The 12540-nt window shown below is 63.5% G+C and carries 16 protein-coding genes and 1 tRNA gene; 7 read left to right on the forward strand and 10 right to left on the reverse strand.

The window, feature by feature from the left end; translation table 11 throughout:
• Positions 1-242 precede the first annotated feature (242 nt).
• Positions 243-332: transfer RNA gene (locus A9D15_RS02060), tRNA-Ser, on the reverse strand.
• Between the two features lie 170 nt (positions 333-502).
• On the opposite strand from A9D15_RS02060, the gene hspQ reads away from it, so the two are divergent.
• Complete coding sequence (hspQ, locus tag A9D15_RS02065; protein WP_066761438.1) at positions 503-937, forward strand: heat shock protein HspQ; 435 nt, start codon at positions 503-505, stop codon at positions 935-937.
• A gap of 152 nt (positions 938-1089) precedes the next feature.
• The gene (locus A9D15_RS02070) at positions 1090-1320 is read left to right on the forward strand and encodes a hypothetical protein (RefSeq protein WP_066761329.1); all 231 of its coding nucleotides are present in this window, start codon (positions 1090-1092) and stop codon (positions 1318-1320) included.
• Between the two features lie 106 nt (positions 1321-1426).
• Here the strand turns inward: A9D15_RS02070 and A9D15_RS02075 are convergent, their stop codons facing one another.
• On the reverse strand, positions 1427-2281 hold the full coding sequence (locus A9D15_RS02075) for an ABC transporter permease (RefSeq protein WP_066761330.1): 855 nt from the start codon (positions 2279-2281) through the stop codon (positions 1427-1429).
• A 103-nt stretch (positions 2282-2384) separates the two neighbouring features.
• On the opposite strand from A9D15_RS02075, the gene A9D15_RS02080 reads away from it, so the two are divergent.
• From A9D15_RS02080 to A9D15_RS02090, 3 genes are all read left to right on the forward strand, one after another.
• The gene (locus A9D15_RS02080) at positions 2385-3053 is read left to right on the forward strand and encodes a GcrA family cell cycle regulator (RefSeq protein WP_066761334.1); all 669 of its coding nucleotides are present in this window, start codon (positions 2385-2387) and stop codon (positions 3051-3053) included.
• 89 nt (positions 3054-3142) lie between these two features.
• The gene (locus tag A9D15_RS02085) at positions 3143-3412 is read left to right on the forward strand and encodes a hypothetical protein (RefSeq protein WP_066761335.1); all 270 of its coding nucleotides are present in this window, start codon (positions 3143-3145) and stop codon (positions 3410-3412) included.
• Entirely contained in the window at positions 3409-3663 is a 255-nt protein-coding gene (locus tag A9D15_RS02090) for a hypothetical protein (RefSeq protein ID WP_066761337.1), read from the forward strand. Before A9D15_RS02085 ends, A9D15_RS02090 begins: the two co-directional genes overlap by 4 nt.
• On the opposite strand, the gene A9D15_RS02095 is transcribed toward A9D15_RS02090, so the two are convergent.
• The 6 genes from A9D15_RS02095 to A9D15_RS02120 form a co-directional block, all read right to left on the reverse strand.
• Positions 3664-3912, reverse strand: coding sequence for a hypothetical protein (locus A9D15_RS02095; RefSeq protein WP_066761339.1), 249 nt, complete (start codon positions 3910-3912; stop codon positions 3664-3666).
• An 82-nt stretch (positions 3913-3994) separates the two neighbouring features.
• Positions 3995-4666: a spermidine synthase gene (locus A9D15_RS02100; RefSeq protein WP_066761341.1), complete on the reverse strand. Its 672-nt coding sequence runs from the start codon at positions 4664-4666 to the stop codon at positions 3995-3997.
• Positions 4667-4737: 71 nt separating this feature from the next.
• Positions 4738-7047 (reverse strand): polyribonucleotide nucleotidyltransferase, encoded by a 2310-nt coding sequence (gene pnp, locus A9D15_RS02105; protein WP_066761343.1) that lies wholly within the window; start codon positions 7045-7047, stop codon positions 4738-4740.
• A gap of 205 nt (positions 7048-7252) precedes the next feature.
• Positions 7253-7522: a 30S ribosomal protein S15 gene (gene rpsO, locus A9D15_RS02110; protein WP_066761345.1), complete on the reverse strand. Its 270-nt coding sequence runs from the start codon at positions 7520-7522 to the stop codon at positions 7253-7255.
• A gap of 23 nt (positions 7523-7545) precedes the next feature.
• Positions 7546-8430: a tRNA pseudouridine(55) synthase TruB gene (gene truB, locus A9D15_RS02115; RefSeq protein WP_066761351.1), complete on the reverse strand. Its 885-nt coding sequence runs from the start codon at positions 8428-8430 to the stop codon at positions 7546-7548.
• On the reverse strand, positions 8430-9113 hold the full coding sequence (locus tag A9D15_RS02120; protein ID WP_066761353.1) for a site-2 protease family protein: 684 nt from the start codon (positions 9111-9113) through the stop codon (positions 8430-8432). The genes truB and A9D15_RS02120 overlap by 1 nt, the downstream gene beginning before the upstream one ends.
• Positions 9114-9213: 100 nt before the next feature.
• Between A9D15_RS02120 and A9D15_RS02125 the strand changes: the two genes are divergently transcribed.
• Positions 9214-10788 (forward strand): AbgT family transporter, encoded by a 1575-nt coding sequence (locus A9D15_RS02125; protein ID WP_229660427.1) that lies wholly within the window; start codon positions 9214-9216, stop codon positions 10786-10788.
• Here the strand turns inward: A9D15_RS02125 and A9D15_RS02130 are convergent.
• Together A9D15_RS02130 and rbfA are read right to left on the reverse strand one after the other, a co-directional pair.
• Complete coding sequence (locus A9D15_RS02130) at positions 10766-11344, reverse strand: thymidine kinase (protein ID WP_066761362.1); 579 nt, start codon at positions 11342-11344, stop codon at positions 10766-10768. The genes A9D15_RS02125 and A9D15_RS02130 overlap by 23 nt on opposite strands.
• A gap of 30 nt (positions 11345-11374) precedes the next feature.
• Complete coding sequence (gene rbfA, locus A9D15_RS02135; RefSeq protein WP_066761364.1) at positions 11375-11770, reverse strand: 30S ribosome-binding factor RbfA; 396 nt, start codon at positions 11768-11770, stop codon at positions 11375-11377.
• Positions 11771-12040: 270 nt separating this feature from the next.
• Here rbfA and A9D15_RS02140 point away from each other — a divergent pair, with 270 nt between their 5' ends.
• The gene (locus A9D15_RS02140) at positions 12041-12514 is read left to right on the forward strand and encodes an RcnB family protein (RefSeq protein WP_066761366.1); all 474 of its coding nucleotides are present in this window, start codon (positions 12041-12043) and stop codon (positions 12512-12514) included.
• The last annotated feature ends 26 nt before the right edge of the window (positions 12515-12540 follow it).

A 12540-nucleotide genomic window follows, 5' to 3' on the forward strand; every position in this document is an offset into this window, starting at 1 on the left:
GGCGACGGACTGCTTATCAACTGGAAAACTCTCCCTCCTCGATCATTTCCATCGAGCGGACCAGCGCAAGCGGAAAGCCCGCTGCCTACGACCGATTTCCTACCAATGCCTTAAAACTCAGCAGGTTCCCGGGCGCATCAGAATTTTCGCGCAGGCAAGAACGACAGTCGCGAGCATGGGCGTGGCACGGCGAACGGAAAATGTCGTTATGGCAAGATGGGTGGCCGCACAAAAGGGCCGGATGGCGGAGAGGGTGGGATTCGAACCCACGGTACGGTTGCCCGTACACTGCATTTCGAGTGCAGCGCATTCGACCTCTCTGCCACCTCTCCGCTCATCGAGGTTCGCGCGGGGCCAGAGCCCCTCGGGTCGAACGAAGCCGGGCGGTTAGCCGATGGATCGCGGCTTGCCAAGGGGCAAAACGCGCCTTTTTACGCGTAGCTGTTCACAGGATAACTCGGGGCGGTTGTTTGAAGCGGCCATCAACCATATATTTGAGCTTATGACCGCATTTTTCCGTAGCCAGCCCCATACTGGCAAGGACGCCCGGGGCGATCGATCGACCTACTTCTCGCCTCAGGCGGGACGCGCGGTATCTGCCCCATCGGTTGCCGAAGCCCGCTTTGCCATCGGCGATATCGTCCGCCACCGGCAACACGACTTTCGCGGCGTCATCTTCGATATCGACCCCGTCTTCGCCAACAGCGAGGAATGGTACGAATCCATCCCCCAGGCCAATCGTCCCGCGCGCGAACAGCCTTTCTACCATCTCTTCGCCGAGAACGACGAATCGACCTACATCGCCTACGTCAGCCAGCAGAACCTCGTCATCGACGGGGATGCAGGGCCGGTCGACCATCCCTCGATCGACTTGGTGTTCGGCGACTTCGAGGAGATCGAGGGCCGCTATGCCCTCCATCGCAGCCTGAAGCACTGAGGCCATGCGCATAGGGGCAGGTTTGCCAAGACTTTCGCCCTAGGCCCCGCACAGATGGCAAGCGAGACCTTTCGCCAGATCAAGGGATAAACGGGGCCGACAACCTCGATTCCGGCCTGCAGGTCGCGGCGAAGCTGTTCCCGCTGTTCGGCGTGCCGTTCGTGATCATCGGCCTTGCCATGATGGTCTCACCCTTCTTTGCCATATCAGTACCGGGCCGCACCCTCAATGCCGTGACCGATCGCCGCATCCTGCGCGTGATCGGCGGGTGGAAGGCTTCGCTACGCGCAATTCCCGGTGAGTGGGTCACGGGAATCGATCACAAGGCAAAGTTCGACGGGACCGGGACGCACATCGTCAGTTGCGAGCACAAAGGAACGTAAGAGAAGCGCCGCGCGCATCGTGCCGAACGCGAAGGCATGCAGATGATGGCGATCCGCCACTCGCCCTCGATCCGCTCAGTCGTCAGAGCGGCCGAGAAAATGCGGCTCAACTGCGCAGCTTCCAGCCTGAGCGCAGGACGAAATAGGTAAAGAGCCCGAGCACGACGTTCAGCACGCCAAGGCCGAGCGCCCCGTGCAGGACGGCCATGTTGGTATCGCCAATGTCGCTCTGCCCCAGAAAGCCGAACCGGAAACCCGAGATCACGTAGAAGAACGGGTTGAGGCGGCTCACCGACTGGAAGAAAGGCGCAAGATTGTCGATCACGTAGAACGTCCCCGACAGCAGTGCGAGCGGGGCGACAACGAAGTTCGTAACCGCCGCGTTATGGTCGAACTTTTCCGCCCAAATCGACGTCAGCACGCCCAGGAACGACAGCATCATCGCACCCATCAGCCCGAACCAGACCACCGCCCACGGGTGCGCCATCGACAAGTCGACACCGGGATAGAGCATCATCGCCAGCCCCACGGCCAGTCCGACGAGTATCGCGCGCGTCATCGCCGCGCCGACAAGTCCGACCAGCATTTCGAAATTCGACAGCGGCGGCATCAGGTAATCGATGATCGTGCCCTGGATCTTGCCACCCAGCAGAGAGAAGCTGGCATTGGCGAAAGCATTCTGCATCATGCCCATCACGATCAGGCCCGGCGCGACGAACGTGGCGAAGTTCACGCCGAGGATTTCACGGTCCCCGCGGCCCATCGCGATCGTGAAGATCACCAGAAACAGCAAAGTCGTGATCGCAGGGGCCCAAATCGTCTGAAGCTGCACCTTGAAGAAACGGCGCACCTCTTTCATATAGAGGGTCCACAGCCCCAGCCGGTTGAGCCGGCCCATGACAGGCTGTCCCGGCGGGCTGAAGGCGATCTTCGGGTTTTCGTGGGGGCTTGTCTGGGTCATGTGACGCCAGCGGTTACCGGCAGGACTTCCTGAAGGCAAGCGAGCTGCGCATCGACGCGTGCGGCACTGATGCCGAGGGACTGGTATTTTTTACGGAGTAAGCATGAGCTGGACCGAAGAACGGATCGAGAAGCTGACCAAGATGTGGGAAAGCGGCTCGACTGCCAGCCAGATCGCGGAAGAACTAGGCGGCGTCAGTCGCAATGCCGTGATCGGCAAGGCGCACCGCCTTGGCCTCAAGGCGCGCCCTTCGCCGGTGAAGGAAAAGCCCGCCAAGGCAAAGGCCGCCCCCAAGGCTAAGCCCAAGACAGAGGTTAAACCGAAGGTAGAGGCCGCGGCGCCCAAACCTGTCTCGTCGCCTGCGCCCTCCCCGCGTCCGGCTGCACCGGCACAGGCCGCAGCGCCCGCTCCGCAGGCCCAGCCGAGCAGCAACCAGCCGCGCATCGTGTCGGTCGGGCCCGGCGGCTTTCTGCGCCAGGGCCCCGGCGATCAGCAGCCGCCGATCCCGCCCGCACCGCCGCGCCGCCTCGTGCCCGCAAAGCCAAGCCCCGAGATCGCGGACAAGACATCGCTGCTCGACCTCAACGACCGCATCTGCCGCTGGCCGATGGGCCACCCGGGCGAGCCGGACTTCCACTTCTGCGGTGAGGCGGTGAACCCCGGCTTCCCTTATTGCGTCGAACATTGCGGCCGCGCGTACCAGGCACAGCTGCCCCGCGGTGCGCGCCGTCCGCCTCCGCCGCTGCCGTTCGGCGGCCCGCGCGTTCGCTAAGGCGCCCGGCACACCAGACAAGCGAAAGCCGTCGGAGCGATCCGGCGGCTTTTTCTTTTGGTCAGCTGTTTCGTGCTAAGCCGCGATGCATGGACGAAGAGGGGCAGGAGAACTGGTATCGCCGCAAGGTGGGTCGCCGGATCGAGCGGGGGATGAACCGCCTGATCGCGGGGGTTCTGGGCGCAGCGGGTTTCCTTGCGGCCTATTTCTCGCTGCCGCCCGGCAATGACGAGGGCGAATTCCTCTGGTTCGGCCTGATCGTCGCGCTGGTCCTGTTCGGATTGGCGCGCGCCTGTTTCGTGGCGAAAGGCTCGGTCATCGAGGAATTCGGCGATGAAGGTTCGGGACGGCGGAGGTGATCCGCAAGCGCATCCCCCATGCCGATCGCAGACTTGGCCCAATGTTGGCGCGGGTCTGCGAGACAGTGTTTCTGGCGATCGGTGTGCTTTCGGCGGTGTCGGTGGCGGAAAGCGAGGGCTTCGCGCTTGCCACGCATTGGCCGGGGCTGACGATTTCAACGCTTTTTATTCTTGCCGCTATCGGCTGTTTCCGCTCGCGCCGCGGTCTTGTCGACACGGTGACTGGCAGTCACCCCGATGGGCGTGGCTGACTACCCTTTGGGAAAGGCCATGCGGCGCATCTGTTCGAGGCTTTCCATCGCTTGCCGAGCATATTCGGGCGAGGCGCGGTCTCCCATTGCCATGATCGCGATCTCCATCGCCTGATCCGCTTTCTCGAAAGCGCCCCGCGCGATCCCGCCCTGACCTGCGCCCGACAATTCGTGCATCAGCCCGATCACAAGCGTCTGCAGCGCGATGTTCTGCGCGCCGAGGCGGCGGATCTCGTCGGCTTGGTCCATGCGGGCTCCCTTTGTCGCTGCTGCGAGGAGAAGAGTGCCTCACTGGCCGGATAAGTCGAGCGCGGCGAAGTTGGTTATCCCCCTAAAGGCGGCGGTGCGCGAACCAGATCGTGTGGCGCGGGCCCTTGTTGTTGGGGCGGGCGCGGACTTCGACCGGGTCGACTTCGAAACCTGCCTTGGTCAGCTGGCGCGTGAAACGCGGATCGGGCGCGGCGGACCATATGGCAAGGACCCCGCCCGGCTTCAGCGCGCGCTTGGCAGCGGCAAGGCCGGCGTTGGCGTAGATCGCGTCGTTCTCGGGCCGGACGAGGCCGTCCGGGCCATTGTCGACGTCGAGGAGGATGGCATCGTAAGTGCCGTTTCCTTCGGCGATCACCTGCCGCACGTCGCCCATGCACAAGGTGACGCGCGGATCGTCGAGGCAACCTTTCGCGACTTCAGCCATCGGCCCCCGCGCCCATTCGATGATCTCAGGCACGAGTTCGCCCACGGTCACGCGGCCCTTGTCGCCCAGCCGCGCCAGTGCAGCGCGCAGGGTGAAGCCCATGCCGTATCCCCCGATCAGGATATGCGGGTCGGGTCGCTCAAGCCGGTCGAGCGTGAGTTCGGCGAGCTGTTCCTCGGAGAACCACATTCGTGTGCTCATCAGCTCGTTCCGGTCGAGCGCGATGATGTAGTCGGTTCCATGAGAAAAGAGCTGCAGCAGGGCGCCGCCCGGTACTTGCGCTTCGCCCAGCAATTCGCGTTTGAGCATATTCGGTATCCGAAATGAAAAGGGCCGCCGGAGTTGCTCCGACGGCCCGTTTTCAGTCAATCCTCAAAGGATCAGTCGTCCTTAAGAAACGCGGGCATGTGGTCGGGGTTGCCCCCGGCCTTGCCTTCGCCGCCATCACGGTCCCGGCCGCCACTGCGGGGGCCACGATCGCCGCCACGACCACGGCCACCGCCGCCGTCACGACGCGGGCCGCGACGGTCGCCGCGATCACCGCGATCACCACGGGGCTCGCGCGGTTCGCGCGGCGGACGGGTGTCTTCCAGCTCTTCGCCGGTTTCCTGGTCGACGACGCGCATCGACAGGCGGACCTTGCCGCGATTGTCGATCTCGAGGACCTTGACCTTAACTTCCTGGCCTTCGGAAACGACGTCGGTCGGCTTTTCGACGCGCTCGTTCTTCATTTCCGACACGTGGACGAGACCGTCCTTGCCACCCATGAAGTTCACGAATGCGCCGAAGTCGACGATGTTGACGACCTTGCCGGTGTAGATCTTGCCGACTTCCGCCTCTTCGACGATGCCTTCGATCCACTTGCGGGCGGCTTCGATCTGCGAAAGATCGCTGGACGAGATCTTGATCACGCCCTCGTCGTCGATGTCCACCTTGGCGCCGGTTTCCGCGACGATTTCGCGGATGACCTTGCCGCCGGTGCCGATGACGTCGCGGATCTTCGACTTGTCGATCTGCATCGTCTCGATACGCGGAGCGTGGGCCGACAGTTCGGTGCGGGCCGTGCTCAGTGCCTTGGTCATTTCACCAAGGATGTGCGCGCGGCCGTCCTTCGCCTGCTTGAGAGCAGCTGCGAAGATTTCCTGCGTGATACCGGCGACCTTAATGTCCATCTGCATCGTGGTGATGCCGGCTTCGGTACCTGCAACCTTGAAGTCCATGTCGCCAAGGTGATCCTCGTCGCCCAGGATGTCCGAGAGGACGGCGAATTCATCGCCTTCGAGGATGAGGCCCATGGCGATGCCCGACACCGGACGTTCAATCGGAACGCCTGCGTCCATCATCGACAGACAGCCGCCGCAAATCGTCGCCATCGAGGACGAACCGTTCGACTCGGTGATGTCCGACAGGATGCGGATGGTGTAGGGGAAGTCTTCCTTCGACGGCAGCACCGGGTGCAGCGCGCGCCATGCCAGCTTGCCGTGGCCGATTTCGCGGCGGCCCGGGGCGCCGAAGCGGCCCACTTCACCGACCGAGTAGGGCGGGAAGTTATAGTGCAGCATGAAGTTGGAGTAGGTCAGGCCTTCGAGGCCGTCGATCATCTGCTCCGATTCCTTGGTGCCCAGCGTGGTGGTGCAGATCGCCTGCGTTTCACCGCGCGTGAACAGCGCCGAACCGTGCGTGCGGGGCAGGAAGCCTGCCGTCGCCTCGATCGGGCGGACCTGGTCGAGCTTGCGGCCGTCGATGCGCTGGCCGTCCTTGAGGATGGCGGTACGCACGATTTCCGCTTCCAGCTTCTTGACCGCCTTGTTGGCGACCATCTGCGTCTGCGGCTCTTCCCCGGCAAAAGCTTCCTTGGCCTTGGCGCGGGCGGCGTTGAGCGCGTCCGAGCGGGCCGACTTGTCGGTCAGCTTGTAGGCAGCGGCGATGTCGTCGCCCACGATGCCGCGCAGCTTTTCCTTGATCGCGGAGGTATCGTCCGACTGGTCGATTTCCCACGGATCCTTGGCGGCCTTTTCGGCCAGCTCGATGATCGCGCCGATGACCTTCTTCGATTCCTCGTGCGCGAACATGACGGCGCCGAGCATTTCGTCTTCGGTCAGTTCCTTGGCTTCGGATTCGACCATCATCACCGCGTCGTTGGTTGCGGCGACGACGAGGTCGAGGCGGCCGTCTTCAAGAGCGGCGTCCTGCTTGGGGTTCAGCGTGTATTCGCCATCGACGTAACCGACGCGCGCAGCGCCGATCGGGCCCATGAACGGCACGCCCGAAATGGTGAGCGCGGCAGAAGCGGCGATCATCGCAAGGATGTCGGCCTCGGTCTCGCCGTCATAGCTCATCACCTGGCAGATGACGTTGATTTCGTTGTAGAAACCTTCGGGGAACAGCGGGCGGATCGGACGGTCGATCAGGCGGCTGGTCAGCGTTTCCTTTTCGGTCGCGCCGCGTTCGCGCTTGAAGAAGCCACCGGGGATACGGCCGGCGGACGAAAACTTTTCCTGGTAGTGAACGGTGAGCGGGAAGAAGTCCTGCCCTTCCTTCACCTTCTTCGCGGCCGTGACGGCGCAAAGAACCACGGTTTCGCCGTAAGTGGCGAGGACCGCGCCGTCAGCCTGACGGGCAATGCGGCCGGTTTCGAGGGTGAGGGTCTTTCCGCCCCACTCCAGCGATACAGTCTTGGTGTCGAACATTGATTTTCCTTCTGACCCGCGTGCCATATTGCATCGCGGGGCCTGCAGTTCCGGGTGAACCGTCCCGGTCCGGTGTGGGGCTTTATTCCGCCCCTTTCGGCATCCTCACCGGATTGTGAGTTACGCCGCTTGCATATGCGTGCCCGATTTTACGGTACGCAGATAGACGAAGGGGCAGCCCCTCGGCCGCCCCCTCGAGAAACTCTTACTTGCGAAGACCCAGCTTCTGGATCAGGGCGTTGTAACGCTCGACGTCCTTCTTCTTGAGGTACGCCAGCAGCGAACGCCGCTTGTTGACCATCACCAGCAGTCCGCGACGCGAGTGATTGTCCTTGTGATTTTCCTTGAAGTGGTCGGTCAGGTTGCGGATACGCTCGGTGAGGATCGCGACCTGGACTTCCGGACTGCCCGTGTCGCCATCGACGCGTGCGTTGTCCTTGATGATTTCCTGCTTACGTTCGGCGGTAACCGTCATACTTCATACTCCGCGACATCTTGTCATAGGTTGAAGCCCCGAAGGACCCTTGCCTCGCCATCGGTCACTTCCATCAGGGCCACGGGCGTATCGCCCTCTCGCCCCCAGTAGGTGCCGTCTGGTTCTGGCAACCCGGAAAGTTTCCGGCCCTGTCGGACCGCCCCTGCCGCATCCGGGGTAAGTGCAAGGGCCGGGATGTCGTCCAGCCCCGCCTCGAACGGCAGGATCATTTCTTCAAGGGGCGCGCCCTTACCCAGTTCGTTCAGTTTGTCCAGCGAAATCGCGTTTTCGAGGGAGAACGGGCCGGCTTTCACGCGCCTGAGCATCGTGACATGGCCAACCGAACCGAGCGCGCGGGCAATGTCCCTTGCTAGGGACCGTATATAGGTGCCCTTGCTCACTTTTGCCACCAGCGTGACCGAATCGGCGGTGATTTCCGTGATATCCAGTGCGTGGATCGTGACGGACCGTGTCTTCAGAGTGACCTCCTCACCCGCACGGGCAAGGTCGTAGGCGCGCTTGCCGTCTACTTTCAGGGCCGAATAGGCGGGCGGAACCTGTTCGATCGGCCCGGTAAAACGGGGGAGAATCGCCTCGATCTCAGCGCAGGTCGGTCGCACGTCGCTGGTTTCGGTCACTTCGCCCTCCGCATCCAGCGTCGTCGTTTCCGCACCGAATGCCAGCGTGAAGGCATAGGCCTTGGTGGCCTCGAGCATCCTTCCGGCAAGCTTTGTCGCTTCGCCCACCGCGATGGGCAGGACGCCGGTGGCCAGCGGGTCCAGTGTGCCGCCGTGGCCGACTTTCACCTTGCCGAAGCCCGCCTGCCGCAAGTTGCGCTTTACCGCGGCAACAGCCTGGGTCGAGCCGAGTTCGAGCGGCTTGTCGAGAATGATCCAGCCGTGTGGCATCAGCTTTGCGCGATGGCGAGCGCGAGGTCCATGAAGTGCATCCGGATCCATTCGACCGGCGGCAGGATCACTTTCTCGATCAGGCCGAACTGCGGGAACGCCCAGGTCGCCGCGATCAGGAGGACGAGCAGGATCATCCCGATCGGGCGCAGCTTTTCATAGGCAGTGGCCCACTTTCGCGGCAGCAGGCCTTCGACGATGTGCGACCCGTCGAACGGCGGGATCGGCAGGAGGTTGAACAGCGCGAGGAACAGGTTGATGATGACCATGTAGTTGAGCGCGAGCAACGTCCATTCCAGCGCCCCTGTCGGCTCTGCCACGAGATTCCGGCCCAGCAGCCCCAGCCCGATCGTGGCGATCAGCGCCAGCGCGAAATTGGTGCCCGGTCCTGCGGCGGCGACCGCCATCATGCCGTAGCGCGGATTGTTCAGCCGCCACTTGTTCACCGGCACCGGTTTCGCCCAGCCAAAAATCGGCCCGCCGAACAGTGCCAGCGCACCGGGCACCAGAACCGTGCCCACCGGATCGGCATGGCGGATGGGGTTGAGCGTCAGGCGATGACGCTCTTTTGCTGTCGTATCGCCCAACGCCAGCGCGGCCCAGCCGTGCGCCACTTCGTGGAACACGATGGAGACGACAAGGATCGGGATCAGGATCGCCGCGAGAATCAGGGTATCGGACATCGCCTGACAGATGGGGGTTTAGGCCGCCCGGGTAAAGAGATGCCGACCAATCGACCTAATGCCTTGCAAAGCGGGACCGGACTGCGCCAGAAATCGCCTTGTGAGCAGCACCAGGCAGGAAACTTCGGGCGTCCTCGGATGGATCGAACGCGTCGGCAACCGTCTGCCCGACCCGGTGTTCCTGTTCCTCTGGCTGATCGCGATTCTGGTCGCGATCTCGGTCATAGGGGCCCTGGCCGGATGGTCGGTAGCGCACCCCACCGCGCTCGACGATGCGGGCCGCCCGCTTGTTGTCGCGGTGACGAGCCTGATTTCGGCTACCAACATCCAGCTTCTGCTGACCGAGATGCCGCATACCTTCACCGGCTTTGCGCCGCTGGGCTATGTGCTGACCGTGATGCTGGGCGCGGGCGTGGCGGAGCGGTCGGGCCTGTTCGCGGCAGCCATGCGCGCCTCTGTCGCCAAGGCGCCCCATGCCCTGCTGACCCCTGCGGTCGCGCTGGTGTCGATGATGGGCAACCATGCCGCCGATGCGGCCTTTGTCGTCATGATTCCGCTGGCAGGGGTGATCTACCACGCCGCGGGCCGTCATCCGCTGGTTGGCATCGCGGCCAGTTTCGCAGGCGTTTCGGGCGGGTTTTCGGCCAATCTCCTTCCCGGACAACTCGATGCGCTCCTGCTCGGCATTACGGAAGAGGCGGTGCATACCGTGCAGGCGGGTTGGACCGCGAATATCGCTGGCAACTGGTACGTCATCGCGGCCATGGCGATAATCTACACGCCGGTCATCTGGTTCGTGACCGACCGCATCGTCGAACCGCGCATGGGTCCGTGGAGAGGCGGCGCGGGTGCCGACCACGCCGAGGCGGAGGAGGAAACCCCGCCCGCCGTGGTGCGCAAGGGCCTGGTGCACGCAGGTCTGGCCGCGCTGGCCGTCATCGGGGCGTGGACGCTGTTCACCTTCGGTCCCGGCACGCCCCTGATCGACGAAAGCGCCGCGCCCGAAGCGCGGCTGACGCCGTTCTTCCGCAGCCTGGTGCCCTTTTTCCTGTTCGTCTTCCTCCTCCCCGGCTGGGCCTATGGGCGCGCGGTCGGCACGATCCGCGATCACCGCGACCTGGTGAAGATGATGGCCGGCGCGATGGAGGACATGGCCTATTACCTCGTCCTCGCCTTCGTCGCGGCGCATTTCGTGGCGATGTTCGGGTGGTCGAACCTTGGCCTCGTCATGGCGGTGGAAGGCGCGGACCTGCTGCGGTCCAGCGGGCTGCCTGCATGGGCGATGCTGGCGGCAATCGTCGTGTTCGCAGGTTTGCTCAACCTTTTCATCGGTTCGGCCAGCGCGAAATGGGCGGTCGTTGCCCCCGTTCTGGTGCCGATGCTGATGCTGCTCGGAATCAGCCCCGAAATGACCACGGCGGCCTATCGCGTGGGCGACAGCGCAACAAACATCATCACGCCGCTGATGGTCTATTTCCCGCTGGTCCTGATCTTCTGCCGCCGCTGGGTCGCGGACTACGGCATCGGCAGCCTGACTGCGACGATGGTGCCCTATGGCGTGGGCATAATGCTGGCGGGTCTGTTGCTGATCGTGGGATGGGTCGTGCTGGAAGTGCCGCCCGGGCCGGGGGCGTCGATCTTCATCGAACCGCTCAGTTCGCCAGCGCCTCGCTGAAATGCTTGCGGCATAGCGCGACATAACGGTCGTTGCCGCCGATCTCGGTCTGCGCGCCTGCCTTGACTGCTGCGCCGCTGGTATCGACGCGCAGGTTCATCGTCGCCTTCCGACCGCAGTAGCACACCGCCTTCAGTTCGATCAGAGCGTCGGCCATGCCGAGCAGCGCGCCCGAACCGGGGAACAGTTCCCCCTGGAAATCGGTGCGCAGGCCATAGCAGAGCACGGGAATGTTCGCCTCGTCCGCAAGCCGCGCGCATTGCCACGCCTGATCGACGGTCATGAATTGCGCCTCGTCAATGAGGACGCAGGCCAGCGGCTCGACATGGTGCGCGGCCGTGACGCGGGCGTAAAGATCGGTCTCGGGCGTAAAGCGATGCGCCTCGGCCTCAAGCCCGATGCGGCTGGCGATGGGCTTGCCCGTACTGCGATCGTCGAGCGCGGCGGTCCAGAGCATCGTGTTCATGCCCCGCTCACGGTAATTGAAGTCGGCCTGCAGCAACGTGGTCGATTTGCCCGCGTTCATGCTCGCATAGTAGAAATAGAGCTTCGCCACGCGGGCCCCCGTTATGGCTGGATCAGCAGATCACTCTTCGCCCAGATCGCGGCGCACGCGCGGATCGTCGAGCAATTGGTCGATGCGGCTCGCCTCGTCGAACGTTTCGTCGGCGCGGAACTGGATCTTGGCCGCGTTCTTCAGGCCCAGCCGCTTTGCAACCTCCCGCTGAAAGAAGGCGGTGTTGGTCTGCAGCGCCTTCAGCACCTTCGCCTCGTCCGCGCCGAGGAGCGGTTTCACATAGACCTTGGCCTGCCGCAGATCGGGGGACATGCGCACTTCGGTCACGCTGACCGTGGTGGCGGAAAGGGTGTCGTCATGCACTTGCTGCCTGGTCAGGATTTCCGACAGGACGTGGCGCACGCGCTCACCCACCTTGAGCAGGCGGACGGAGCGGTCTTCGGGCGTGGATTGTTGGCGTGCCATGGTTGGGGCCCGATTTGGGGCGAACCGCGGCAATTTGCAACAAATCGTCGCAAGACGATCCCCCGGCCGATCGCCGGAATGCGCGAAACCATGCGCCTGAGGTGAGCGGCAGATTAACGAATCGTACAGACGGCTCGGGTCGTCCCGGCAGGGGCGCGGTGCAGCGCTATCGCCATGAAATATTGCCTCCTTTGCTGCACGATACGTCCTGCGACCTCCCGAGATGCCATCCGGGCATCACGATAGACAGAGACATCAGGGAGACCCTGTATGAAGAAACTGATAGCCGCCGCGATTGCCGCGGCGATGATCGTGCCCGCCGTATCAACGCCCGCCGAAGCACGTGGCAAGGACCGTTATGAGCGCAGCGAACATCACAAGCGCTATGATCGCCGCGACCGCCATGATCGGCACGACCGGTACGAGCGCCGCTATTCAAAGCGCGACCGTTATGACCGCCGCCACCGCTATGATCGTGACCACCGCTACGATCGTCGCGATCGTTACGCCCGCCGCGATTACCGGGATTATCGCCGCTATTCGAACCACCATCGCTGGCGGCGCGGCGACAGGTTCGACCGGCGCTATGTCCGCTACTACCGTCCGGTCTATTATCGCGACTATCGTCGGCTCTACGCGCCGCCGCGCGGTTATCGCTGGGTGCGGGCGAACGACGATGCGCTGCTGATCGGCATTACCAGCGGGATCGTATCGGCCATCGTGTCGAACGCGTTCTACCGCTGACACGCTCAAATAGTATGGCCAAACGG

Origin of the sequence: Croceicoccus pelagius (genome assembly GCF_001661915.1) — a bacterium.
Classification (GTDB): domain Bacteria; phylum Pseudomonadota; class Alphaproteobacteria; order Sphingomonadales; family Sphingomonadaceae; genus Croceicoccus; species Croceicoccus pelagius.

What these genes read in the sequence shown, in the direction of transcription:
- hspQ (WP_066761438.1), top strand. Translation starts at nt 503, where the DNA reads ATGACCGCATTTTTCCGTAGCCAGCCCCATACTGGCAAGGACGCCCGG.
- A9D15_RS02075 (WP_066761330.1), bottom strand. Translation starts at nt 2,281, where the DNA reads ATGACCCAGACAAGCCCCCACGAAAACCCGAAGATCGCCTTCAGCCCG.
- A9D15_RS02080 (WP_066761334.1), top strand. Translation starts at nt 2,385, where the DNA reads ATGAGCTGGACCGAAGAACGGATCGAGAAGCTGACCAAGATGTGGGAA.
- A9D15_RS02085 (WP_066761335.1), top strand. Translation starts at nt 3,143, where the DNA reads ATGGACGAAGAGGGGCAGGAGAACTGGTATCGCCGCAAGGTGGGTCGC.
- A9D15_RS02095 (WP_066761339.1), bottom strand. Translation starts at nt 3,912, where the DNA reads ATGGACCAAGCCGACGAGATCCGCCGCCTCGGCGCGCAGAACATCGCG.
- A9D15_RS02100 (WP_066761341.1), bottom strand. Translation starts at nt 4,666, where the DNA reads ATGCTCAAACGCGAATTGCTGGGCGAAGCGCAAGTACCGGGCGGCGCC.
- pnp (WP_066761343.1), bottom strand. Translation starts at nt 7,047, where the DNA reads ATGTTCGACACCAAGACTGTATCGCTGGAGTGGGGCGGAAAGACCCTC.
- rpsO (WP_066761345.1), bottom strand. Translation starts at nt 7,522, where the DNA reads ATGACGGTTACCGCCGAACGTAAGCAGGAAATCATCAAGGACAACGCA.
- truB (WP_066761351.1), bottom strand. Translation starts at nt 8,430, where the DNA reads ATGCCACACGGCTGGATCATTCTCGACAAGCCGCTCGAACTCGGCTCG.
- A9D15_RS02120 (WP_066761353.1), bottom strand. Translation starts at nt 9,113, where the DNA reads ATGTCCGATACCCTGATTCTCGCGGCGATCCTGATCCCGATCCTTGTC.
- rbfA (WP_066761364.1), bottom strand. Translation starts at nt 11,770, where the DNA reads ATGGCACGCCAACAATCCACGCCCGAAGACCGCTCCGTCCGCCTGCTC.
- A9D15_RS02140 (WP_066761366.1), top strand. Translation starts at nt 12,041, where the DNA reads ATGAAGAAACTGATAGCCGCCGCGATTGCCGCGGCGATGATCGTGCCC.